At 48.4% G+C, this 24,013-nt stretch carries 22 protein-coding genes; 20 read left to right on the top strand and 2 right to left on the bottom strand.

What is annotated here, in order from left to right:
• Window positions 1-103: 103 nt before the first annotated feature.
• Entirely contained in the window at window positions 104-304 is a 201-nt protein-coding gene (locus tag NOM90_RS19010; protein WP_255944303.1) for a hypothetical protein, read from the bottom strand.
• 120 nt (window positions 305-424) lie between these two features.
• Here NOM90_RS19010 and pth point away from each other — a divergent pair, with 120 nt between their 5' ends.
• The 15 genes from pth (at window position 425) to hslO (ending at window position 18,436) form a co-directional block, all read left to right on the top strand.
• A complete protein-coding gene (gene pth, locus NOM90_RS19015; RefSeq protein WP_255944305.1) occupies window positions 425-985 on the top strand; it encodes an aminoacyl-tRNA hydrolase in 561 nt (186 codons plus the stop codon).
• 30 nt (window positions 986-1,015) lie between these two features.
• Complete coding sequence (gene mfd, locus NOM90_RS19020; protein ID WP_255944307.1) at window positions 1,016-4,549, top strand: transcription-repair coupling factor; 3,534 nt, start codon at window positions 1,016-1,018, stop codon at window positions 4,547-4,549.
• Window positions 4,530-5,663, top strand: coding sequence for a peptidylprolyl isomerase (locus NOM90_RS19025; protein ID WP_255944309.1), 1,134 nt, complete (start codon window positions 4,530-4,532; stop codon window positions 5,661-5,663). The genes mfd and NOM90_RS19025 overlap by 20 nt, the downstream gene beginning before the upstream one ends.
• A 158-nt stretch (window positions 5,664-5,821) precedes the next feature.
• Window positions 5,822-7,453 carry a putative polysaccharide biosynthesis protein gene (locus NOM90_RS19030; RefSeq protein ID WP_255944311.1) on the top strand — a complete coding sequence of 544 codons (1,632 nt, stop codon included), beginning with the start codon at window positions 5,822-5,824 and terminating at the stop codon, window positions 7,451-7,453.
• A 105-nt stretch (window positions 7,454-7,558) separates the two neighbouring features.
• Window positions 7,559-9,052 (top strand): bifunctional methyltransferase/pyrophosphohydrolase YabN, encoded by a 1,494-nt coding sequence (yabN, locus tag NOM90_RS19035; protein ID WP_255944313.1) that lies wholly within the window; start codon window positions 7,559-7,561, stop codon window positions 9,050-9,052.
• A gap of 204 nt (window positions 9,053-9,256) precedes the next feature.
• Window positions 9,257-9,529, top strand: coding sequence for an HU family DNA-binding protein (locus tag NOM90_RS19040; RefSeq protein ID WP_255944315.1), 273 nt, complete (start codon window positions 9,257-9,259; stop codon window positions 9,527-9,529).
• A 2-nt stretch (window positions 9,530-9,531) separates the two neighbouring features.
• Window positions 9,532-9,810 carry an RNA-binding S4 domain-containing protein gene (locus NOM90_RS19045; RefSeq protein WP_037286016.1) on the top strand — a complete coding sequence of 93 codons (279 nt, stop codon included), beginning with the start codon at window positions 9,532-9,534 and terminating at the stop codon, window positions 9,808-9,810.
• 346 nt (window positions 9,811-10,156) lie between these two features.
• A complete protein-coding gene (locus tag NOM90_RS19050) occupies window positions 10,157-10,549 on the top strand; it encodes an FtsB family cell division protein (RefSeq protein ID WP_255944317.1) in 393 nt (130 codons plus the stop codon).
• A gap of 126 nt (window positions 10,550-10,675) precedes the next feature.
• Window positions 10,676-11,230, top strand: a complete 555-nt coding sequence (locus tag NOM90_RS19055) for a S1 domain-containing RNA-binding protein (protein ID WP_255944319.1) — start codon at window positions 10,676-10,678, stop codon at window positions 11,228-11,230.
• A gap of 200 nt (window positions 11,231-11,430) precedes the next feature.
• Entirely contained in the window at window positions 11,431-12,354 is a 924-nt protein-coding gene (locus NOM90_RS19060) for a protein kinase domain-containing protein (protein ID WP_255944321.1), read from the top strand.
• 35 nt (window positions 12,355-12,389) lie between these two features.
• Window positions 12,390-13,820 (top strand): tRNA lysidine(34) synthetase TilS, encoded by a 1,431-nt coding sequence (tilS, locus tag NOM90_RS19065; RefSeq protein WP_255944322.1) that lies wholly within the window; start codon window positions 12,390-12,392, stop codon window positions 13,818-13,820.
• A 66-nt stretch (window positions 13,821-13,886) separates the two neighbouring features.
• Window positions 13,887-14,426: a hypoxanthine phosphoribosyltransferase gene (gene hpt / locus NOM90_RS19070; RefSeq protein WP_255944324.1), complete on the top strand. Its 540-nt coding sequence runs from the start codon at window positions 13,887-13,889 to the stop codon at window positions 14,424-14,426.
• 168 nt (window positions 14,427-14,594) lie between these two features.
• Window positions 14,595-16,625 carry an ATP-dependent zinc metalloprotease FtsH gene (ftsH, locus tag NOM90_RS19075; RefSeq protein WP_255944325.1) on the top strand — a complete coding sequence of 677 codons (2,031 nt, stop codon included), beginning with the start codon at window positions 14,595-14,597 and terminating at the stop codon, window positions 16,623-16,625.
• Between the two features lie 104 nt (window positions 16,626-16,729).
• Window positions 16,730-17,506 carry a type III pantothenate kinase gene (locus NOM90_RS19080; RefSeq protein WP_255944327.1) on the top strand — a complete coding sequence of 259 codons (777 nt, stop codon included), beginning with the start codon at window positions 16,730-16,732 and terminating at the stop codon, window positions 17,504-17,506.
• Between the two features lie 48 nt (window positions 17,507-17,554).
• Window positions 17,555-18,436: an Hsp33 family molecular chaperone HslO gene (gene hslO / locus NOM90_RS19085; RefSeq protein ID WP_370866647.1), complete on the top strand. Its 882-nt coding sequence runs from the start codon at window positions 17,555-17,557 to the stop codon at window positions 18,434-18,436.
• Window positions 18,437-18,541: 105 nt separating this feature from the next.
• On the opposite strand, the gene NOM90_RS19090 is transcribed toward hslO, so the two are convergent.
• Window positions 18,542-18,694: a hypothetical protein gene (locus tag NOM90_RS19090; protein WP_255944331.1), complete on the bottom strand. Its 153-nt coding sequence runs from the start codon at window positions 18,692-18,694 to the stop codon at window positions 18,542-18,544.
• Window positions 18,695-18,972: 278 nt separating this feature from the next.
• Here NOM90_RS19090 and cysK point away from each other — a divergent pair, with 278 nt between their 5' ends.
• The 5 genes from cysK (at window position 18,973) to folP (ending at window position 23,999) form a co-directional block, all read left to right on the top strand.
• Window positions 18,973-19,911 (top strand): cysteine synthase A, encoded by a 939-nt coding sequence (gene cysK / locus NOM90_RS19095; RefSeq protein WP_255944333.1) that lies wholly within the window; start codon window positions 18,973-18,975, stop codon window positions 19,909-19,911.
• 158 nt (window positions 19,912-20,069) lie between these two features.
• A complete protein-coding gene (locus NOM90_RS19100) occupies window positions 20,070-21,653 on the top strand; it encodes an anthranilate synthase component I family protein (RefSeq protein WP_255944335.1) in 1,584 nt (527 codons plus the stop codon).
• Window positions 21,650-22,249 carry an aminodeoxychorismate/anthranilate synthase component II gene (gene pabA, locus NOM90_RS19105; RefSeq protein WP_255944337.1) on the top strand — a complete coding sequence of 200 codons (600 nt, stop codon included), beginning with the start codon at window positions 21,650-21,652 and terminating at the stop codon, window positions 22,247-22,249. The genes NOM90_RS19100 and pabA overlap by 4 nt, the downstream gene beginning before the upstream one ends.
• The gene (locus NOM90_RS19110; RefSeq protein WP_255944338.1) at window positions 22,246-23,139 is read left to right on the top strand and encodes an aminotransferase class IV; all 894 of its coding nucleotides are present in this window, start codon (window positions 22,246-22,248) and stop codon (window positions 23,137-23,139) included. The genes pabA and NOM90_RS19110 overlap by 4 nt, the downstream gene beginning before the upstream one ends.
• A complete protein-coding gene (folP, locus tag NOM90_RS19115; protein WP_255944340.1) occupies window positions 23,136-23,999 on the top strand; it encodes a dihydropteroate synthase in 864 nt (287 codons plus the stop codon). Before NOM90_RS19110 ends, folP begins: the two co-directional genes overlap by 4 nt.
• Window positions 24,000-24,013 lie beyond the last annotated feature (14 nt).

Raw genomic sequence — 24,013 nt, forward strand, 5'->3', positions numbered from 1 at the left:
GCACATGTTTATTGCGGGTTACGCCTCCTTCCGGGAAGGGAGAAGGCGTAACCCTTCTCGGCGTGAACGTTTCTGCTTTTACATTCGAAAGCAGTCGCCGCTTTTAATACCCCGGACGAGATAAAAAGACGTATCGTCCGCGATGATAAAGCGCTTGGCCGATTTCGATAAAGCTTTCGTGAATCCCTGTAACCAAGCCAATATCGACCGGTACGTCTTGATGATAAATTTCAACAGGAATGCCGGCGTTCATATGATCATAAAAATGACGATTATCTTTTAGCAAGGCTCCAAATTCGTACATGTCACGTTACAGCTCCTTTGGCGAACGCACTGCGTAGCGCGTGATGTCAGACTTTATCCTTATATTGTAACAAAAATAATCATCAGTACCATAAGTATTGCAGATGAGGAGGTACATCGGATGAAATGGATCGTAGGGCTGGGTAATCCCGGCAAAAATTACGAAAAAACGCGTCATAATGTCGGCTTCATGGCATTGGACCGTTTGGCGCAAAAATACAATATCCCGATTACGCAAAGCAAATGCAAAGCGCTGGTTGGAGAAGGCATGATCGGCAGAGAAAAGGTAGCGTTGATCAAACCGATGACGTTTATGAATTTATCCGGTGAATCGGTACGCGCCTATATGGATTACTACAAAGTTGAATTGAAAGACCTGATCGTCGTTTACGATGATTTGGATACAGAAGTAGGTAAAGTGCGTTTGCGGTATCAAGGCAGCGCAGGAGGCCATAACGGAATCAAGTCGATTATTCAACATACCGGTACGCAGACGTTCGACCGGATTCGAATGGGCATTTCCAGACCGCAAAACGGAATGGCAATCGTCGATTACGTATTAGCTCCTTTTACCAAAGCGGAACAGACGCTATTAGACGAAATGATCGAAAAAACGTGCGATGCACTTGAACATAGTCTCGACCATACGTTTGAACAAACGATGGCTCGGTTTAACGGATAGAAACAACACAAGCATAAGAGAGGTGCCGATTTGTTAAACGCGCTTATCAAAGAAGTTGCCCGGGATCAAGACTTTATATTGATCAAGGATGCCGTATCCGCCGGAATGAAAGAACAATTGGTTGCAGGCTTATCGGGTTCTGCACGTCAATTAATGATGGCAGGTCTACATCAGGAGCTGGATCGTCCGCTGCTGATTGTCACCCATAATATCTTTTCAGCTCAAAAAATCGCAGATGATTTGCAGGAAGCGCTTCCCGAAGGCCAGGTTTTATTTTACCCGGCGAACGAACTGGTTGCCGCGGAATCCGCGATCTCTAGCCCGGAAACGATTGCGCAACGGATCGAAGTACTGACTCGCTGTGCCAATGGATTTAACGGGGTATTAGTCGTACCTTTTTCTGGATTGCGTCGTTTTGTACCGGATCCGGTCGCGATTCGTGAAGCTCAGTTTACGCTAAAAGAAGGCGGCACCCTGAATCTGGATACGTTTTTGTCGCAGATGGTCGAACTCGGTTACGCGCGCGTCGAGCGAGTCGAGACACGCGGGGAAATGAGTGTCCGCGGAGGAATCATCGACTTTTTCCCGATGACTGCTCAGCTTGCTTACCGAGTTGAATTATTCGATGACGAAATCGATTCGATTCGAACCTTTGACCCGGAAGACCAACGTTCGATCGACAAAGTCAAACAAGTAGACATCAAGCCAAGCCGTGAACTGGTTGCAAGCGGCGAGAGGATGCGTCAAGCGGCAGAAGCCGCGACCGTATTGCTGGAGAAGCAGCTTGAGAAAATGACCGATCGTAAAGCAAAAGCCGCGATGCAGCAAGAAATCGGCCGCGAGATCGATTGGTTGCGTCAACAAATTCATTTCCCGGAAATGTACAAATACGTATCTCTGATCTATCCGGAGCAGTGTACGCTATACGACTATATGCCGGAAAACACATTGCTGCTGATGGACGAACCTGCGCGTCTGCTCGACACGGCTGCACAGCTTGAACGAGACGAAGCAGAGTGGAATCTGCATCTATTACAAAGCGGCAAAAGTCTTCCCGATCTGCCTTTAGCGTCCGAAGGAGATACAGCCGCTTACCAACGTCCGTTCCAGACTTTGTTCTTGTCCCTTTTTGTTCGTCAGATTCCTCGCACGCATCCGGGGCAAGTCGTGAATGTGGTAAGCCGTACGATGCAAGATTTCCACGGTCAGATGAATGTGCTCAAAGCGGAGATGGAGCGCTGGAAAAAATCCAATATGCGCATCATTATGCTGGCGGGCGACGATGAACGTGCCGAGCGTATTCGCCGCGTGCTCGAAGATTACGAGATTGAGACGCCGGAAATTATGCGTGGACATCTGCAAGGTGGCTTTGAGCTTCCGTCTGCACATCTAGTGGTCATCACCGAAGGCGAACTGTTTGCGCAGAAGCAGCGTAAAGCCCGCAAAAGTACGACGACCAAGCAGATCGATAACGCGGAACGAATCAAAAGCTATACCGAACTGAAAGTCGGCGATTATGTCGTTCACCAAAATCACGGTATCGGTAAATATCTCGGTATCGGCACGCTTGAAGTGGGCGGTATTCATAAAGACTACATGCACATCATGTATGCGGGCGGAGACAAACTTTCGGTTCCGATCGAGCAGATCGATCTGATTCAAAAGTATGTCGGTGCTGAAGATAAAGAACCCAAAGTGTATAAGCTTGGCGGCAACGAATGGACACGCGTCAAAACGAAAGTCCGTTCTTCGGTTCAAGATATTGCCGATGATCTGATCAAATTGTATGCGGAGCGCCAAGCTTCGGCAGGTTATAGTTTCGACAAAGATACACCGGATCAAAATGAATTCGAAAATACATTCCCTTATGACGAAACGCGCGACCAATTGCGAGCGATTCAAGAAATCAAAGGCGATATGGAAATGACGCGTCCGATGGATCGACTGCTATGCGGAGACGTTGGTTATGGCAAAACAGAAGTCGCGATTCGTGCAGCGTTCAAAGCCGCGATCGAAGGCAAACAAGTAGCGATCCTTGTTCCAACCACTATTTTGGCGCAGCAACACTATGAGACGTTCAAAGAACGTTTTGAAGGCTATCCGTTTAATATTGGCGTGCTCAGTCGTTTCCGTTCGCGCAAAGAGCAAAACGAAACGATTAAAGGCGTGAAGCAAGGGACGATCGATGTCATCATCGGTACGCACCGCATTTTGTCCCAAGATCTTGTTTTCAAAGATTTAGGTCTGCTGATCGTCGATGAAGAACAACGATTCGGCGTTACGCACAAAGAAAAACTCAAACGCCTCAAAACGAACGTAGACGTGTTGACGCTGACGGCAACGCCGATTCCGCGTACTCTTCATATGTCGATGCTCGGCGTGCGCGATCTGTCGGTCATCGAGACGCCGCCAGAGAACCGTTTCCCGGTACAGACGTATGTCGTCGAATATAGCCCGACACTGGTTCGGGAAGCGATCGAACGCGAACTGGCTCGCGGCGGTCAAGTCTACTATCTGTACAACCGTGTACAAGGGATTCATGAAAAAGCAGCCGAAATCTCGGATCTTGTACCGGATGCGCGCGTAAGCGTCGGTCACGGTCAGATGAGCGAGCAAGAGCTGGAACGTACCATTCTCGACTTCTTGGAAGGCGAATCCGACGTTTTAGTCAGCACGAGTATTATCGAGACTGGCGTAGACATTCCGAACGTGAATACGTTGATCGTGCACGATGCGGATAAAATGGGGCTTTCGCAGCTTTATCAGATGAGAGGCCGAGTAGGGCGGTCGAACCGAATCGCATACGCGTATTTCTCTTATCAAAAAGATAAAGTGCTAACCGAAGTTGCAGAAAAACGTCTGCAATCGATCAAAGAATTTACGGAACTCGGTTCCGGCTTCAAAATCGCGATGCGCGATTTGTCGATTCGCGGAGCAGGCAATCTACTTGGCGCCGAACAATCCGGCTTTATCGCGTCGGTCGGCTTTGATCTCTATTCGCAAATGCTTGCCGAAGAAATTCAAAAACGTAAAATTTCGATGTTGGGCGAAGCGCCGTCGGAAGATCAGAACTGGAGCACGATGATCGATCTGTCGATCGATGCGTATCTGCCTTCGGATTATATTTACGACAGTATTCAAAAAATCGAAATTTACAAAAAGGTCGCTTCTGCGACTACGTTCGAAGATGTGCTTGAATTGGAAGATGAACTGCTGGATCGTTTTGGCGATATGCCAGAAGCGGTAACACGTCTGATGCAAGTCGCGAGATTCAAAATTTACGGCAAAACATACGGGATCGAAAGTATTGCCCGCAAAGGCGATGACTTGCTTGTAACCTTCTACGAAGGGCAAGAAAAAGCAGTAGATTCCAAAAAACTTGCGCAGATTGGAAATCAGTTCGAAAGCAGTGTACAATTTAAGCAGGGCACACCTTTTGCATTGCAGATCAAAGGTAAAAACGTGCCGGAGGCAAAGCGTCTAGAAACGTTAGAACAGGTTTTGGATGCTCTCCAACAAGCTTTCAAATCGAAGGGAGAACTTCATGATGCAGTTAAGTCATAAAAAATGGGGCAAATTGGCGTCGCTCGGCGCAGTAGCGGTACTTTCTTTCTCAGTGCTTGCCGCTTGCGGGGACAAAGCCGATAACGACACCGCAAAAACAGACGACAGTAAAGTATTGGCGACTTACGACGGGGGAACCGTAACGGAAGACCAATTCAATACCGAGCTCAACGTAATGAAATTTTTACAACCGACTTACGCTTCGATGATGGATTCGAGCGAAATCAAGAACTATATGCTGGATCAACAGATCGCTTACAACTACCTGGAAGGTAAAGCGACTGACGAAGAAAAGAAAAAAGGTGCCGAAATGGCAACCGAGCAAATCAATCAGCTTAAAGGTCAAGTCGATCAAGAGCAACTGGATACGATGCTCAAAGATCAAAATATCACAGAAGCGGATCTAACGACGTACATGACGCAAGTCATGACAGCCGTACAATATATGTCCGATCAAGTGAAAGACGAAGACGTGCAAAAAGAATACGATGCAAACAAAGATGCGTATATCACAGCGAAAATCAGTCATATCTTGATCGGTCTGACTGACAAAGACGGCAAAGAACGCACAGATGCGCAAGCGAAAAAATTGGCTGACGAAGTGAAAGCGAAGCTGGATAAAGGCGAAGATTTCGCAAAGCTTGCTAAAGAATACTCCGATGACGGTTCCGGTGCGAATGGCGGCTTGTTAGCTGAAGAAGAAGCTCCGGTTAACGGGTATGTCGAAGAGTTCAAACAAGCTTCGATCGACCAAAAAGTCGGCGAAATCGGAGATCCTGTTAAAACCCAGTTCGGTTACCACATTATTCGCGTCGAATCCCGTACAGATACGTTGACGGATAAAGTGAAAGACGAAGTGCGTCGCACTTTGGCTTCGACGAAGCTGAACGAGTTTATGGAAAAAGAACTTGAAGGCATCACAAAAAGCAAAGAAGAGTTCAAAGACGAGCAACCAGCTGCAACAGAAGAAGGTACAGACAGCGCTCCTGCGACAGGTACAGACGGAGCTGTAACCGAAGGTGCGGATCAAGGTGCAGCGACCGAACAAGGAACGTCTACGGACAAATCCGGTGAAGCCGGCACATCGACTGAAACCAACACTGACGGTAAATAAAACAAGTGAAACGTAAAAGGCGGCGGATTATCGATCCGCCTTCTTTTGCTAGATGGACAAGATCAAATAGCGCGAAATCACGCGCTATTTTTTTCGCTCAAAAATATCAAAATCCAAAATCATGTTAACTATTGGTTTTTAGGAAAGGAGGTCGCGGCATGAATACCTCCAAGTCGCCGGGATCAGGGTTGCTCAGAGGTGCGTTTATTCTCGGAGCCGCGGCAATCCTGTCTAAATTAATCGGCACCTTGCAAAAAATCCCGCTGCAAAATATTGGCGGAGACCGTGTATTTGGGATCTACACGACCGTGTATTCGTTTTATGCGTTTCTTGCTGTTTTTATAACGGCCGCTTTACCCGCAGCGATCTCTAAGTATGTCGCAGAGCGTACAGCAAGCGCAGACGAGCAAGGCGTTCGCCGCGTGCTTCGCGCGGGCTTGTGGACCGCATGCTCGGCTGGCATAATCCTGTCTGCGGCGATGTGGTTATTCGCTCCGCATATCTCGGATTGGATTGGTAGCGACCATACGCTGCTTCCGTTAAGAGCGGTATCACTCGCTTTGCTGATTGTGCCGCCTATGGCTGCGCTTCGAGGTTTTTTTCAAGGACTACAACAAGCTTTGCCGACAGCGGTATCGCAAGTTGCCGAACAGATCATACGCGTCGCAGTGATGATTGCGTTGCTATTGTCTTTAAACGCGGCTGGAGCTTCGGATGAAAAGATTGCGGCTGGCGCAGCGTTAGGTTCATTTGCCGGAGGTTTAGCCGGATTAGGCGCTATGTTGTGGTTTTGGCGGCGTTATCGTCGTGATCGGCAGCTAGGCGATAATACAGCTACCCTGCATGAAAAAAACGACCCTTCCCGTCTATGGATCAAGCGTTTGTTAATTTACGCCGTTCCTGTGTTTATCGGCTCATTGTCACAGCCGCTACTTGGATTGGTCGATACGTTAACAGTACCGCGTATTTTGCAAAATACGGGCTGGAGCGATCTGTCTGCTATGGAGCAGTTCGGGATCTATAACCGGGGGATTCCGATCGTGCAGCTTGTCTTCATGTTGGCGACGTCGCTGTCGCTACTGCTGCTGCCCGCAATTGCGGAAGCCAAAGCCCGCGGCGAAGAAAAACGGATTTCGTCTTCGGCAAGTATTGCACTGCGTTGGCTCTGGCTACTTGGCTTAACCGCCGCAGGCGGGCTAGCCGTACTCGCTGAGCCTGTAAATATTATGCTGTATGCCGATTCTGAAGGCACAGACGCGCTGCGATGGACAGCGCTCTCCGCTGCCGGAGGTACGCTTGGCATCGTCTCGGCGGCTTTGCTGCAAGGCATGGGCGCTGTGCGCGCCCCAGCCTTGTTCTTGCTGATCTCCGCGACGCTCAAACTGCTGCTGAACGTAATTCTCGTTCCGCTGATGGGCATTTCCGGCGCCGCGCTTGCCGGCGCGCTGTCGTATATGGTCGCCGCGCTGCTCGGCGTACTGCTGCTTGCCCGGTTGACAGGGCTGCGCGGCATCAAGCTCCGCAGCCTGCTTCAGCCCTTGCTACTCGCCGGGCTGACGGCGCTTGCTGCTTATCTTGTCCGCTTACTGGCGAGCGGACTGCTGTCCGCCGCGGAACTCGGCGGCCGCCTGGGCGCGCTGCTGACGAGTGGAGCCGGCGTAGCTGCCGGCGTGCTCGTTTTCGTCGCTGCGCTGGTGTATACCCGCGCCGTGTCGGACGCGGAACTGGCTGCGCTTCCTGGCGGCGCGAAGCTTGTCGCTTTGGCGCGCAAACTTCGGCGTCAAAGTTAGTCGTTCTCTTCGGGGAACGTCTGTACGCATTTTAGATTCGCAATTCGCCGGAACCCGTGATATAGTGGTAAAATGCGAGGTGCAGCGGAAGGAGAGGAACACGTAATGAGTCAAGGAATTACAGTGGTGGGACTGGGTTCGGGCGACCCAGATCAACTCACCCTGGGGATATGGAAGATCCTTCAGAATGCGAATCGCGTTTATGTGCGAACCCAAGAACATCCGGTCATGAACCGGATCGCAGAAGAAGGCATCAAGTTTGAATCGTTCGACTCCGTTTATGAGGCAAATGATTCGTTCGGAGAAGTATACGAGAGTATCGCTCGTCGAATTTTGGAGCTATCGCAAAACGAAGCTTTGGTCTATGCCGTTCCCGGGCATCCCATGGTTGCTGAGAAGACGGTGCTGTTGCTACGCGAGTACGCGGACGCCGCGGGTATTCCTTTACAGGTACTGGGCGGAGAAAGTTTCCTTGATCAGGCATTTGTCCGTCTTGGCTTCGATCCGATCGAAGGATTTCAACTGTTGGACTCTTCCGCTGTCACATCCGAGCTGATCCAACCTTCGCTACATACGCTGATTGGTCAAGTGTACGATTCGCTGACCGCTTCCGAGGTTAAACTCGGATTGATGGATGTCTATCCGGATGACCATCCGGTTGTTGTGGGACATGCACTCGGCGTAGAAGGAGAAGAACGTATTTTGCACGTGCCTTTATACGAATTAGATCGTTTGGAAGGCTACGGCAATCTATCGCTCATCTATGTTCCACGCAGCGAAGACGATTCGCTCCGAGCGAGCAGCTTTGCTCGTCTGCATGAGATTGTCCGTATTTTGCGCAGCCCAGGCGGTTGCCCGTGGGATATGGAGCAGACGCATGCGTCGATTCGCAAAAACTTGATCGAAGAGACTTATGAAGTGATCGAGACAATCGACGAAGACGACCCTGATCATATGCGAGAAGAATTAGGTGATTTGCTTCTGCAAATTATGCTTCATTCTCAAATGGAAGAAGAAGTCGGAACTTTTAACGTTTACGACGTGATTCGTGAGTTGAATGAGAAGTTAATCTTCCGTCATCCGCATGTGTTCGGCGATCTCGCCGCTGGCGATGCCCAAGAAGCGTTGAACAATTGGGATGCGATGAAAGTCGAAGAGAAAAAGCGTAAAGGTCTGGCTTCGCCGGAGGCTTCACTGCTCGACGGCGTTCCTAAAGACCTTCCTTCATTGATGAAAGCTTACAAAATCCAGAAAAAAGCGGCGAAAGTCGGTTTTGACTGGGATGAAGTCTCCAGTGCATTCGCTAAAATCGAAGAAGAGTTGGACGAGTTGAAAGAAGCGCTGAATCAGGGAGCAAGTTCTGAGAAAATGAAGCTTGAACTTGGCGATTTACTATTTTCGACCGTCAATGTCGCTCGTTTTTTAGATCTCGATCCCGAAGAAGCTTTATCGCTCGTCAACGACAAGTTCCGTCGCCGTTTCCGTTATATCGAAGATCGTCTGCGTGAGCGAGGAAGTTCTCCTCAAAGCAGTACGCTGGATGAAATGGATACCCTTTGGAACGAAGCCAAAACAGCGGAATCATCTTCTTCGTCTTAAAATTTGTCGTCTACGCAACAAGGAATCCAGCTTTGTATCCAGAATACAAAAGATGCGGTGTAGGCGATGACCAGATTGGATAACCGCGGCAGTAAGGGCTTGTTCCGATACACCGCTTATCATTATAGCAATTCATCAAGCGTTGCTTTCTTACATATGAAGAATAGCCAACGCAACTTTAAAATTTCGGGAGGAATGAAACGAATGAATAAAACAGAACTGATTAACAGCATCGCGGAAAAAAGCGGCGTAGGCAAAAAAGAAGTCGAAGCGGTATTGAACGGCTTTATGGACGGTGTAACCGAAGCGCTGGCAGGTGGCGATAAAGTTCAACTGATCGGTTTCGGTACATTCGAAACTCGTAAGCGTGCAGGTCGCACAGGCCGCAACCCGCAAACAGGCGAGCCAATCACAATTCCTGAATCCAGCGTTCCTGCATTCAAAGCAGGTAACAAACTTAAAGAAGCGGTTAAGTAATTATGCGTGTCGATAAATTCCTGAAGGTGTCCAGGCTCATCAAACGTCGCACTGTAGCGAAAGACGTATCTGAGCAAGGTCGCGTGCTGATCAATGGCCGCGAGGCCAAGCCCAGCGCTTCGGTGAAAGTCGGCGACGAAATTACGGTTCAGTTCGGGCAAAAGCTCGTTACGGTTCGCGTCGAACGTATTGCCGACACGACGCGTAAAGATGAAGCCGCAGGCATGTATACCGTTGTCAAAGAAGAACCGATTCCTCGTGAAGAAGGTTTAAACTTCTGATTGTTGTTTGAAAAAGGAAAAAGGCGTTTTCGCATAGTGCGAAAGCGCCTTTTTCGGCTATTTTTATCGTTTTTCGCGTCATTTCGCTTTTTTCTGTGTTAATGTTTAAGGGAGATGTAGAAGTTGGGCTAGACAGACTATTGACCTGGTTTTATCTGGATAAAGAATAGTTCCGCTGCTCTATCGAGTAAAGCACGATTTTTTCCGATAATACATAATGAATTAGTCGATAACCCCCTTTTTTTGAAAATACATCGGGCAGTTGTAACCATTTTATATAATAGCCGACATGATCATTTGCTTTTTAATTGAAAAGTAATGAATTTGTTCGGTGAAGGAGGATTCCATGAGAGCGACTTCCGCAGCAACAAAACCGAACAGACAACAGCCTGAGCAATCACCCAAAACGACTCGAACTGAGGTTCGACGTACATCGTCTAATCGACAGCAGAGCGGCAAGAAGCGTCTTCGCTTATGGGCCGCCTTGATGATTGTTTTATTTGTTTGGGCTGGATATACGCTGTTTCAACAAAGTTCTGTGATCGCAGACAAAGCTGCACGACTTGAGAGCAGCCAAGCCGTGAAAGTGAAAAGCGAGACCGCGCTAAACGAAGTAAAAGCCGAGATCACCCGTCTGAAAGATCCGGAATACATTTCGCAACTTGCGCGCAAAGAATACAACATGTTTAAACCGGAAGAAATCCCGATTCGCGTGTCTGGAGAAGGCGGCGGAGAGTAGATTTCACGCGGGTTGACGCGGTTTTGTTTGTTGACCGGCGTTTCCGCTTCCGTTATAATCAAATCACCGCAGACCGGAATTTGACTATTTCGGCTGGATATTTTTAAGGGAGGATCATTTTATTCTATGGCAATTGAAGTAGGCACCAAATTAGAGGGCAAAGTGACAGGCATTACGCATTTCGGAGCATTTGTGGATTTGTCCGGAGGTGTCACGGGTCTTGTTCATATCTCGGAGATCGCTGACAACTATGTAAAAGATGTGAATGATCACCTGAAAATTGGCGACACAGTGACAGTTAAAGTCATCAATGTCGACAAAGACGGAAAGATTGGATTGTCGATCAAGCAAACCGTCGACAGACCAGCCGGTTCTGCACCTGCACCATCTTCACGTCCACCTAGACCGGATCGTCCAAGCAGCGGCGGTAGCGGTGAGCGCTTTAGCGGCGGTGGCAGTGGTGGCGGCGGTGGATTTAACCGAGGCGGCGGTAGTGGCGGTGGAAGACCTTCCAGACCTCCAGGCGGCGGTAAACCTGCATTTGGTGGTAAGCCCGCTTTTGGTAAGCCTTCGTTCGATGATAAATTGACCCGTTTCCTTAAGGACAGTGAAGAACGAATTTCTTCGATCAAGAAAAATACGGAATCCAAACGTGGAGGCCGTGGCGCCAAAAGATCGTAATGATCACATAGCATACCGCGAATGGCTGAATTCAGTCACTCGCGGTTTTTTGCTTTGCTGCATTTCAACAAAAAGCGATCGTTATCCGATAAAAGACAGAGGGAATTTGGAGTGTTTGCCAGCAATCGTTATGGTACACTGGATATCAATACAGGTTCCGGAAATTGGAAGAGATTGTACCCGAAAGGATGGGATGCGAAGTGGCTGCACCAGATCTACCCGGATTTAGACCGGGAACGGTCGTAACCGGCGCGTCTCATGGCGGGCAATATACGATTCAGTCTCTAATTGGCAAAGGCGCCAACGGCAATGTCTATCTGGTTCGAACAGCGGGAGGTCAACAAGCCGCATTAAAAGTAGGGCCGGAAAAGCCGGAACTTAAAGCGGAAGTTGAAGTGCTGGCTCAGCTGAAAAAAAGCGAGCTGAAAAACGGCGACCATCGCTCTTTTTTGCTGGATGCTGACCGTTACCAGACAGAGGACCGATCAGTTCCTTTTTATGTGATGAAATTTGTTCGCGGCGTGCCGATCGATGCGTATATACGAAAATACGGTTATCGTCATATCGGCACAGCGGGTCTAGGATTGTTAGAACGGTTATCCGGTCTACATCGTGCTGGCTTTGCATTCGGTGATTTGAAGCCTTGTCACGTGCTGGTCGAAGAAAGCGGCGGAGTGGAGTTGGTCGATTACGGCGGCGCGACCGTGATCGGAGCGAACGTGAAGCAATATAGCGGCTGGTACGATCGTAAATATTGGAATGCAGGCACGCGAACCGCCGATCCCGGCTACGACCTGTTTGCTTTTGCCGTATTGTGTTTACATGTGTTCGACGAGCGAGCTTTGCGACGGGTAGATGCGGCACTGCTGCCGCAGACTCGAAGTGTCGAAGACCTGATTCAGCTTGCCGGACGTATTCCGGCTTTGAAGCCTTTTGAACCCTGGCTTGCACGTGCGCTTCGGGGTGGTTTCCATAACGCTAGAGAAGCACATGCGCAGTGGAAAGTTCTTTGTCGGTTATATCCAACGTCCAGCAAAAAAGGTGCTTCAAAGTTGCTTGCTACCGCTTTTTTCGGCTCGTTAATATTGCTGGGGATTGTATTGTATACAGGGCTCTCAATATAACGCTTGAAGGCGAAAAGAAATGGAGGCTTGCTTTGTTGAAGGACCGACCTGCATGGCTTCAAGATATTCAAAAAGAAGTTGAAGAGCATAGAATGTGGAGCGCCGGTGATACGGTAGTGGCAGCGGTATCCGGCGGACCGGATTCGATTGCGCTTCTTCATATCCTGCATAAGTTGGCTCAGGAATATCCTTTTCATTTGATATGTGCGCATATCAATCATGGACTAAGACCGGAAGAATCGATGTTGGAAGCTCAGCTTGTACAAGCGGTATCGACGCAACTGAACATTCCGTTCGAGCTAGGAGAACTGGATGTCACCGGTCATAAAAAAGCCCATAAACTAGGTACGCAAGTTGCGGCTCGCGAACTCCGATACCGATTTCTGGCGGAAGTTGCGCAGCGTCATCAGGCGTCGGCAGTCGTGCTTGCGCACCATGCAGATGATCAAGCAGAGACAGTCATGCTGCATCTGCTTCGCGGTAGCGGTACAAGCGGGATTCGAGGCATGCGCCGTGTTCGTCTGCAAGACGGGATTAAGTTTGTGCGACCGCTGCTGTCATTGAACAAAGAAACGTTGATTGCTTTTTGCCAAGAACGTAACCTGGCTTATGCCGTCGATAGCAGCAATTCGTCTACCGATTATACGCGGAATCGCTTACGGTTAGAGACGATTCCGCATCTAGAAAGCTACAACGGAAGATTGACAGAAGCCCTAAATCGATTGGCGGATACGCTAGGCGCGGAAGACGATTATTTGCATCAACAGACGCTGTTTGCTTTTGATCAAGTATGCAAACGCAAAGAAGAAACAATCGAACTGGACATAGACGCTTTTTCCGTACAGCCCTTCGCTTTACAACGCAGGCTCATTAAATTAATATTAAATTACCTGTCGGAACCGGGAGCAGAGACCGATTTTGCGAAGGTGGATCAAGTTTGTCGACATCTTCTTGCTTCTGATGCTTCGACGTGGACGCTGGATCTCGGATATAGGCGAATGTGTACGCGCGAATATGCTCGTGCGTTTTTCCATCTTGGCGTTATTCAAGTTAGCCCTGTTCCTTCTGAACGGGTAGATCGAAAACTTGGGATGCGCCAATTGTCTTTTGGGAATGTTGAGCTGACTTTTCGAGAAGATGCAGCAATTCCAGACTCTTCAGCGCTTATGAAGCTCGGTACGGAAGAGGTCGTTTTCGATGCGGATCGTTTAGCCTACCCACTTACAGTGCGTTCGCGTCTGCCGGGAGATCGGATTGAGCTTCCTCGCGGAGCCGGTACGAAAAAAGTCAAAGATTTGCTTATCGACGCAAAAGTCGCTCCATCTGAACGAGATTTGATTCCCGTTTTGTGTGATGCGCAAGGTCGAATCATTTGGCTCGCGGGTCTAAAACGTTCAAATCAGGCGTGGATTGACGAGCAAAGTGAAAAGATTCTATATATTCGGATAGATCGGACTCTTTGTTGACGGTTTTGGTTTATAAGAATAGAAAGAAAAAGAATTTAGATTATAATTATGGGAGGGTCATGCACGTTGCAAAATGACATTCAAGAAATACTGATTAGTGAAGAAGAACTTCAGGCTAAAATCAAAGAGTTGGGCGAAACCCTAAGTCTTGAATACACAGATCGCGATCCGCTTGTGATCTGCGTACTCAAAGGCGCTTTTATTTTTATGGCAGATTTGGTAAAACGCATTACGGTACCGATCGAACTTGATTTTATGGCCGTATCGAGTTACGGCGCCGCGACAAAGTCTTCCGGCGTTGTTAAAATCATCAAAGATTTGGATACAACAGTAGAAGGACGCGATGTACTGATTGTCGAAGATATTATCGACAGCGGGCTTACCCTTAGCCATCTGATCGAGCTTCTCAAAAACCGTAACGCCAAAAGCGTGAAGGTTGTCACGTTGTTCGATAAGCCTTCGGGCCGTTCGGTCAATATGGAAGCCGACTATACCGGTTTTGTTTTGCCGGATGCTTTCGTTGTAGGGTACGGTCTGGATTACGCGGAACACTACCGCAACCTGCCGTATATTGGCGTGCTCAAGCCGGAAGTTTATACCAAGTAAGCTGAGATTTCACAACGAAATCGAACGTACATTCACAGGCAACATGCAAAATGAAGCAAGACATCTGAATTGAAGAGTTTTGGCTTTGAAGTCCGCTCCGCGTCTGAATTTGTGATGTGTGAACCGACTATGTTAAAATAACTTCAGTGTCTTGAGAGGAGGTTGGGGATGAATCGGTTCATCCGGAATTCTGGCTTTTATTTAATCCTTTTTCTTGTTGTGGTAGGCATCATTCAATTTTTGAACGGCGGTCGGGATACGGCCCAAGCTCCAAGATACGACGAACTGGTGCAGCAAGTTGATGCGAATAACGTGGAAGAAGCCACGTTCCAATTCGAAAACTATGCTTATTTAGTCACTGGTACGTATAAGGAACCGTTGAAAGCAGATGGTCCAAAAACGTTCTCGACGTATATTCCATCCACGGAAAACGTGGTTGACAATCTAACGGCTAAAATGCAAACGAACAACGTAGAGGTATCTTGGAAGCCGATGAAGGGGCAGAGCATTTGGGTAACGCTGTTCACTTCGTTTATTCCACTCATTTTGATGTTCGTCTTGTTCTTCTTCCTCTTTAATCAATCTCAGGGTGGCGGCGGCAAAGTGATGAACTTTGGCAAGAGCAAAGCCAAACTGTATAACGAAGAAAAGAAAAAAGTGACCTTCAACGATGTTGCGGGTGCTGACGAAGAAAAGCAAGAGCTGGTTGAAGTCGTGGAATTCCTCAAAGATCCGCGTAAATTCGCGGCACTTGGAGCACGGATTCCAAAAGGCGTACTGCTTGTCGGTCCTCCGGGTACCGGTAAAACGTTGCTGGCACGAGCAGTAGCCGGCGAAGCAGGCGTAGCATTCTTCAGTATTTCCGGTTCCGACTTCGTCGAAATGTTTGTCGGCGTCGGCGCGTCTCGGGTACGCGATTTGTTCGAGAATGCGAAGAAAAATGCACCTTGTATCATCTTTATCGACGAAATCGACGCAGTCGGACGTCAACGGGGCGCAGGCCTTGGCGGCGGACACGACGAACGCGAGCAAACGCTCAACCAATTGCTCGTTGAGATGGACGGTTTCGGCGAAAACGAAGGTATTATCATTATCGCGGCGACTAACCGCGCAGACATTCTTGACCCGGCATTGCTGCGTCCGGGACGTTTCGACCGTCAAATTACGGTAGATCGCCCAGACGTAAAAGGACGCGAAGCTGTCCTGCACGTACACGCACGCAACAAGCCGCTGACGAAAGACGTTCAGCTTGATAAAATCGCGAAGCGCACAACCGGATTCTCCGGTGCCGATCTTCAGAACTTATTGAATGAAGCTGCATTGATCGCCGCTCGCCGAGATCGCAAAGATATTTCGATGAGTGAAATCGATGAAGCGATTGACCGCGTTATTGTCGGTACAGAGAAGAAAAGCCGCGTGATCAGCGAGCGTGAGAAGCGTATCGTCGCTTACCACGAAGCGGGTCATACCATCGTCGGCTACTTCCTCGAACATGCCGATACGGTTCATAAAGTAACCATCATTCCTCGTGGCCGCGCAGGCGGATACGTGATCATGATGCCAAAAGAAGATCGTATGCTCGTGACGAAGCAAGAATTGCTTGATCGCGTAACCGGGCTTCTCGGTGGGCGTGTATCCGAAGAAATCTTTATCGGTGAAATCGGTACAGGCGCATACAGTGACTTCCAACAAGCAACAGGCATTGTACGTAGCATGATCATGGAATACGGTATGAGTGAAAAACTCGGACCGATGCAATTCGGAACCGGTCAAGGTCAAGTCTTCCTGGGACGCGATCTTGGACACGAACCGAATTACAGCGACGCTGTAGCTCATGAGATCGATCAGGAAATGCAGCGCTTCGTAAATGAATCTTACGAACGCGCGCGTCAAATCTTGACCGAACGTGCAAAAGAAGTTCATCTGATTGCCAATACACTGCTTGAAGTCGAAACGTTGGAACTTGATCAAATTCGTAATTTGATCGAATACGGTTCGCTCGAAGCGCCAGAAGGCGTAGCGAACAAACCGGAAGGCGAAGGCTCCGAGCCGGCAGCTGAACCGACATTCGACAGCATCGGTGAATCCAACGTTCGTTTGGATGAATCCGGTCCGGTAGACTTGGGTAAAGACGGTGACATTCCGAATAATACGCTCGATAAGCGCGATGATACGGACGATGGATCGAATCGTTCTTAAGCGATTTCTTCTTGGCTCTAACTCAACGCGGTGATCAAGCAAGACCGGAAAACGAATCCTCGTTTTCCGGTCTTTTCGTATGTGAAAGGAAGGAGGGATATTGGTTGATTCTTGTTATAGACATCGGTAATACCAATATCGTGCTCGGCATTTATCAAGATCGTCAATTGCTTCATCACTTCCGCATCAGTACCAGTCGACAATCGACAAGTGACGAATACGGAGTAATGATTTATAATCTGTTTCGAATGTGGAATGTCGATGCCGAAAAAATCGAAGGCGTTATGATCTCTTCGGTTGTGCCGCCGATCGTCGGTGTCATCGATCAGATGTGCCGAACCTATTTGCAACAAACGCCTTTGATTGTAGGGCCGGGTATCAAGACCGGATTGAATTTACGTTATGAAAATCCGCGCGAAGTCGGTGCCGATCGAATCGCGAATGCGGTAGCTGCGGTCGAACTTTACGGTGGGCCTCTTGTTGTCGTCGATTTTGGAACTGCGACTACTTTTGATTGTATCGACCATCAAGGCAACTATTTAGGCGGTGCGATCGTTCCGGGAATCGGAATTTCTACCGAAGCTTTGTATCAGCGAGCATCCAAGTTGCCTAGAATCGAATTAGAAAAACCGAAAAAAGTGATCGGTCGCAATACGATTCATGCTATGCAGTCCGGCATCATTTATGGATATGCAGGTCAAGTCGATGGCATCGTCAAACGGATCCGCAATGAAATGGAGACCGATACGCTCCAAGTAATTGCGACCGGAGGATTAGCGCCTTTAATTTGCGCAGAGATTGAATCGGCGCACGAAGTAAATCCATTGCTCACGTTAGAAGGTTTACGCTTAATTTACGAACGAAATCGGATCTTAAAATAAAAAACAGCCCAGCGATCGATGGGAATGGAGGAATCAGACATGGAACATATTGAAGAAAAAGATTATCTAGTCAGAGGTACGGCACTTGGAGGCAAAGTTCGCGCTTTCGCTGTGCGGAGTACAAATTTAGTGGAAGAACTGCGTCGTAGACACGACACGTTCCCAACGGCAACAGCGGCATTAGGTCGTACGTTAACAACAGCTGCGATGATGGGGGCAATGTTGAAAGGCGAAGAAAAGCTCACGATTCAAGTCAAAGGTAACGGCCCGCTTGGACAGATCGTTGCAGACGCGAATGCAAAAGGCGAAGTGCGTGGTTACGTCGATCACCCCCATGTTCATTTGCCAAGCAATGCGATGGGCAAATTGGATGTCGCAGGCGCAGTCGGTACGGAAGGGTTCTTGTACGTTATTAAAGACCTCGGGTTAAAAGAGCCTTATCGCGGTAGTGTTCCGATCGTATCTGGCGAACTGGGCGAAGACTTCACGTATTACTTCGCAGCTTCCGAGCAGACGCCTTCTGCTGTCGGAATCGGCGTATTGGTTGCTCCTGATAATTCAGTGATCAGCTCGGGCGGATTGATCGTGCAATTATTACCGGGACTATCAGATGAAGAGATCGATGCGATTGAACAAGCGATTTCTGCATTGCCACCGGTATCTGCGTTAATCGATCAAGGTCTGTCTCCAGAAGAAGTGCTCAAATGGGTACTGCCGGATGTACAGGTCCAAGAGTCGATGGATATTCATTTCCGTTGTCAATGTTCGCGTGAGCGCGTTGAACGGACTTTGGTCAGCTTGGGTTCGGAAGAGATCGAAGCGATCATTGAAGAGCAAGGCGTAGCCGAAGTGGTCTGCCATTTCTGTAACGAAGCGTATCAATTCGAACGCGAAGATCTGGAAAGCATTTTGGAGCGTACGCGCGGATAAGAATCAGAATTGAGTTTGATTGAATAAAGAGTAACTCTGAATAACAGCAAAAAAGCCGTTCCGATGCCGGAACGGCTTTTTTATGCGCCTATCTAAGTATGAATCTTAGATCACGGTGCTGTTGCTCAATTTATCTTCTTTTTTGCGACCCATCGATTGGATCTGATTCATGATCTTATTACGAGAATCCTTATTGCGCAGCAGGTAAGCGGCTCCTAGACCGACAGCGACTCCAAGCCAAGTGTTTTTCCGTTTCATGTTGTCGTCCTCCTTTGGATAGGGATCATAAGATGGATGTTCATTTCTTATTGGAAAATTACCCGCTGATTTTTTTTCGAAACCTGACTAAATAAATTCAAAACGGAATAAAGTTTGAAAAGTACGACCAATCTGCCTTCACGTTCGTTGACAGTTGATATTGGAGTTTGCTAAGATAAAGAAAGTTAAAAGCCTACTTTTTCACTCGGATTAAGTGGGCAGCGGCATATCAGCTTCAAAATATATACCAGCTCACCTATTCCGAAGGAGGATTTACCATGGCTAAAGTCGTTAACAGTATTACGGATCTGATTGGAAATACACCGCTTGTCCGACTGAACCGGATCGTACCGGAAGACAGCGCTGAAATTTATGTAAAATTGGAATACCAAAATCCGGGTTCCAGTGTTAAAGACCGTATCGCAATCAGTATGGTCGAAGCAGCCGAAGCAGACGGACGTCTGAAACCAGGCGGCACGATCATCGAAGCGACCAGCGGTAACACAGGAATCGGCTTAGCTATGGTAGCAGCGGCAAAAGGATATAAATCCGTAATCGTGATGCCGGAAACCATGAGCTTGGAGCGTCGCAACTTGCTTCGCGCTTATGGAGCTGAACTGGTTCTTACACCTGGAGCCGAAGGGATGAACGGTGCCGTACGTAAAGCCGAAGAATTGCTGAACGACAATCCAGATTATTTCATGGCAGAGCAATTCAAAAACGAAGCTAACGTAAAAATCCACCGTGAAACGACAGGCCCTGAGATCGTTGAAGCGATTCAATCGATCGGCGGTACACTGGATGCGTTTATCGCAGGGATCGGTACAGGCGGTACAATCTCCGGTGCAGGCGAAATTCTGAAATCGAACTTCCCTGAAGTGAAAGTATATGCAGTCGAACCTGCGGCTTCGCCAATTCTTGCGGGCGGCAAACCGGGACCTCACAAAATCCAAGGGATCGGCGCGAACTTTGTTCCGGATATTTTGAATCAAAAAATCTACGATGAAATTCTGCATGTCGAAAATGACGAAGCATTCGAGACGGCACGTAACTTAGCCAAAGAAGAAGGTATTTTGTCCGGTATTTCATCCGGTGCAGCGATCTTCGCCGCGCTTAAAGTTGCTAAAGAACTCGGCAAAGGCAAACGTATTGTCGTAATCGTACCAAGTAACGGCGAACGTTACCTCAGCACACCGCTCTACAACTTCGAAGCTTAATTGGATACAGTTAGCCCTCGGCTCGTGCGATTGCATGAGTTGAGGGCTTTTTAATTGACTGTTTTCGTTTATGGCTACCGAATCGTATACCTTCATCGTATAATGGATAAAATCAAAGCCGATTATTTTAAACCGATATTTGAAGGAGTGCACCTCGATTGAACGATAGCCTAACTTCTTTTGCCCAATGGACAGAGTGGAAAAGCGAAGGGTATACCCGTGTTCCTTATATTTTGCGTGATCAATTAAATCAGCTTCCCGAATCATGGTTGCAAGCGTGGCAAGAAGCTTCTCCGTATGCGTTTGTGCTGGAGAGTGGCAAAGAAGGACGATACACGTTTCTCGGGTTGGAAGCCGAATCTGTACTTCGAGGAATCGGTGAAGATGCCGAAATCATCGAAGATTTGAATAGTCAGGTACCTAGTTCTACAAAGTCTACCGGCGATCCGCTTGAAGTGATTCGTCGCTGGATGGAACCTTATCAAGCTCCGCGCGTCGAAAATGCGCCTAAGTTTGTTGGGGGCGCCGTTGGATATTTGTCGTATGATGTCGCTCGTTCGCTTGAGAAATTGCCTAACCTTGCGAAAAATGATTTGGCGCAAGCCGGATTACCCGATTACGCGTTTATGCGGCTTCGGCAATTATGGGTGATCGATCATGCGGAGCAGCAGATTTATGTATGCGTATCTGTGCCGATTGACCCATCGACACCGAGCTTATTGGATGATTCATATGTTGCCGATGCCTATAAGCAAGCCAAACAAGAAGCGCAGCAAATGTTGGAGCGTTGGCGTGCTTTGGAACAGTCAACATTACCTTGGAATCCCGAACATCGCGCACATGTTGTATCCGAAGCCGAGCAGCAAATGTCTGGGCGCAATGATGTCGATGGATTCGATACAAGTTTTTCGCAAGAGGCTTTCCAAAATGCTGTAGAACGGATTCAAGAATATATTCGCAGCGGAGACGTTTTTCAAGTGAATCTATCGCTTCGCAAGCAACGCAAGCTTCAAGCATCGCCGGAACAAATCTACGAATGGATGCGCCTTGTTAATCCTTCTCCTTATATGGGCTTTTTGCGTTTCCCTGATTTTCAATTAGTATCGGGATCGCCGGAACTTCTTGTTAGATTAGAAAACGGTCGCTTGGCAGCCAGACCGATTGCCGGAACACGCCGTAGAGGAGCTACTGAAGAAGAAGACGCTCGGATGGCTGAAGAACTGACCGGTAACGAAAAAGAAAAAGCCGAGCATATTATGTTGGTCGATTTGCAGCGCAACGATCTCGGACGCGTCGCCGCTTACGGTTCGGTGCATGTGCCGGAGCTGATGACGATTGAACGTTATGCGCATGTCATGCACTTGGTTTCTCAAGTCGAAGCGAAGCTTGCGCCTGGCAAAAATGCGTACGATGTGATTGCTGGCGTCTTCCCGGGAGGAACGATTACGGGCGCGCCGAAAGTCCGCACGATGCAGATCGTCGAAGAATTGGAACCTGTACGTCGCGGTCCTTATACCGGATCGATGGGCTGGATTGATTATTCGGGCAATATGGAACTGAATATTATTATCCGTACGTTAGTCGTTCAAGACGGTATCGGTCATATGCAAGCGGGAGCCGGGATCGTGATCGATTCCGAACCTTATCGGGAATATCGAGAATGTCATAACAAAGCGAGATCGGTTGGTCGAGCAGTCTGGTGCGCCGAATATGCGGCAAGCGAAGGAGGGGCAATGTCTTGATTTTAGTGATCGATAATTACGATTCGTTTACCTACAACCTTGTTCAATATCTAGGTGAGCTTGGCGAGCAAGTGATCGTAAAGCGTAACGATGAGATTGATCTTGACGGAATCCGCTCGCTTGCTCCTGATCATATTTTGTTGTCGCCGGGACCTTGCACACCGAATGAAGCTGGCATCACGCTCAGCGTGATCGAAGTGTTCAAAGGAGAAATTCCGATTTTTGGCGTGTGTCTGGGTCATCAAGCGATCGGGCAAGCTTTCGGAGGAAATGTTATTCGGGCCGAACGTCTGATGCATGGCAAAACGTCTCCGATTTTACACGATGGCACATCTGTATTCGCCGAATTGCCTTCACCGCTTATTGCGGCAAGGTATCATTCGTTGATTGTAGAACGGAGTACGTTACCGGACTGCTTGGAAATTACGGCTTGGACAGAAGAAGGCGAGATTATGGGATTGCGCCACCGGGAATATCCGATTGAAGGCGTTCAATTTCATCCCGAGTCGATTGTGACTCAGTATGGTCACCGTATGCTCGCAAGGTTTTTGGGACATTCTTCAATACCGGATTTATCTCGGAGTGTGACGGTATGAGTATCATCGGTCTGAATGGGCAATTGATTGCACAACATAAGGCATCCTTATCGGTGATGGATCATGGATTGATGTATGGGATCGGGCTTTTTGAGACATTTCGTACTTACGGAGGAAAGCCATTTTTGCTGGATCGTCATTTGCAAAGAATGGAGCGCGGGGCACAGCAGCTCGGTATAACTTGGAACCTTAAGCAAAGTGAGCTAGAAAAAGAAATTTCGTCGCTACTTAGCGCCAATGAGTTGACCGAAGCGTATATTCGTTTAACGTTAACGGCAGGTGAAGATGATCTCGGCTTACCTTCTAGCTCCGTATATTCATCTCCGAATCGGATCGTCTATATCAAAGGTTTGCCAAATTCCCCGACTCATTGGTACACGGAAGGTCGTACCCTTCAGCGTTTACTTACACCGCGTAATACGCCGGAAGGCGTTGAACGACTGAAGTCGCTACACTACATGAACGGAATTTTGGGTCGCCGCGAACTTGGAGAGATTCCAGGAGCGCAAGGAGCAGAAGGTATGATGCTGACGCGTGAAGGATTTTTGGCAGAGGGCATCGTCAGCAATTTGTTTTTTGTTCAATCCGGCAAGTTGTGTACCCCTTCGGTCGATACCGGCATTTTGCCAGGCATCACACGTGCTTTTGTTCAAGAGCTTGCTACGGAGCTGAATCTAAATACGCAAGAAGGACATTATACATGGGAAGATCTTGTTCGCGCCGACGAAGTTTTTTTAACCGGTTCGGTGCAAGGGATTGTCCCCGTTCGCTTGCTGCGTGAAGTAGATGGTTCAGAGCATGTAGTCGGGGCAGGTACTCCCGGTTTGTGGACGACAAAATTAATAGAACGGTATCATCATTATACAAAAGAAACGAGGAACTCAACATGATGCCTACTCTTCATAGTCGCCGTTACGAATGGGACGATGTCCGTTTGGAATTGGGACATGCCACGCGTATTATGGGCATTTTAAATACAACACCGGATTCTTTTTCCGATGGAGGTCGTTATATCGATATCGATGCTGCGGTTGAACATGCACGCGATATGGTACTTGCCGGTGCGGATTTGATCGATATTGGCGGAGAATCAACACGTCCCGGAGCTGATCCGGTATCGTTGGACGAAGAATTGTCGCGGATTTTGCCAGTGATTGAAGCTTTGAAGCAGAAGTTACCCGGCATTCCTTTATCGGTCGATACATATAAAGCGGAAGTTGCTCGTCAATCATTGGCGGCAGGTGCGCATATCATCAATGATGTCTGGGGTTGCAAAGCCGATACGCGCATGGCGCAAGTCGCTGCGGAAGCAGGCTGCCCGGTTATTTTGACCCATAATCGACCCGACATGAACTATACCGACTTTTATGCCGACGTAGCGACCGATCTGATGGAGAGTGTACAGATTGCACGCGCAGCCGGGGTAGAAGATCAGAATATCATTTTGGACCCGGGTATCGGATTTGCCAAAAACGGAAACGAAAATTTGCGCCTGATGACGCAGCTAAGCACATTGGTCGAACTTGGATTTCCGATGCTGCTTGGAACTTCCCGCAAACGATTTATTCGCGAAGTATTAGATTTACCGATCGATGATGTCGTAGAAGGTACAGCGGCTACGGTTGCTTTCGGAATCGCTGAAGGTTGTCAGATTGTCCGTGTTCACGATGTCGCTTCGATCAAGCGAACCGTTGCGATGTGCGACGCGATGCTGTATGCGGAACTCGGTCGGTCTTACCGTCTGGCATAAACGAATTTTTGGGA

It is taken from the genome of Saccharibacillus sp. JS10 (assembly GCF_024436065.1).
GTDB lineage: Bacteria > Bacillota > Bacilli > Paenibacillales > Paenibacillaceae > Saccharibacillus.

Coding starts and splice junctions, on each gene's coding strand:
- NOM90_RS19010 (WP_255944303.1), bottom strand. CDS start 304: ATGTACGAATTTGGAGCCTTGCTAAAAGATAATCGTCATTTTTATGAT.
- pth (WP_255944305.1), top strand. CDS start 425: ATGAAATGGATCGTAGGGCTGGGTAATCCCGGCAAAAATTACGAAAAA.
- NOM90_RS19025 (WP_255944309.1), top strand. CDS start 4,530: ATGATGCAGTTAAGTCATAAAAAATGGGGCAAATTGGCGTCGCTCGGC.
- NOM90_RS19030 (WP_255944311.1), top strand. CDS start 5,822: ATGAATACCTCCAAGTCGCCGGGATCAGGGTTGCTCAGAGGTGCGTTT.
- yabN (WP_255944313.1), top strand. CDS start 7,559: ATGAGTCAAGGAATTACAGTGGTGGGACTGGGTTCGGGCGACCCAGAT.
- NOM90_RS19040 (WP_255944315.1), top strand. CDS start 9,257: ATGAATAAAACAGAACTGATTAACAGCATCGCGGAAAAAAGCGGCGTA.
- NOM90_RS19045 (WP_037286016.1), top strand. CDS start 9,532: ATGCGTGTCGATAAATTCCTGAAGGTGTCCAGGCTCATCAAACGTCGC.
- NOM90_RS19050 (WP_255944317.1), top strand. CDS start 10,157: ATGAGAGCGACTTCCGCAGCAACAAAACCGAACAGACAACAGCCTGAG.
- NOM90_RS19055 (WP_255944319.1), top strand. CDS start 10,676: ATGGCAATTGAAGTAGGCACCAAATTAGAGGGCAAAGTGACAGGCATT.
- ftsH (WP_255944325.1), top strand. CDS start 14,595: ATGAATCGGTTCATCCGGAATTCTGGCTTTTATTTAATCCTTTTTCTT.
- NOM90_RS19090 (WP_255944331.1), bottom strand. CDS start 18,694: ATGAAACGGAAAAACACTTGGCTTGGAGTCGCTGTCGGTCTAGGAGCC.
- cysK (WP_255944333.1), top strand. CDS start 18,973: ATGGCTAAAGTCGTTAACAGTATTACGGATCTGATTGGAAATACACCG.
- NOM90_RS19110 (WP_255944338.1), top strand. CDS start 22,246: ATGAGTATCATCGGTCTGAATGGGCAATTGATTGCACAACATAAGGCA.
- folP (WP_255944340.1), top strand. CDS start 23,136: ATGATGCCTACTCTTCATAGTCGCCGTTACGAATGGGACGATGTCCGT.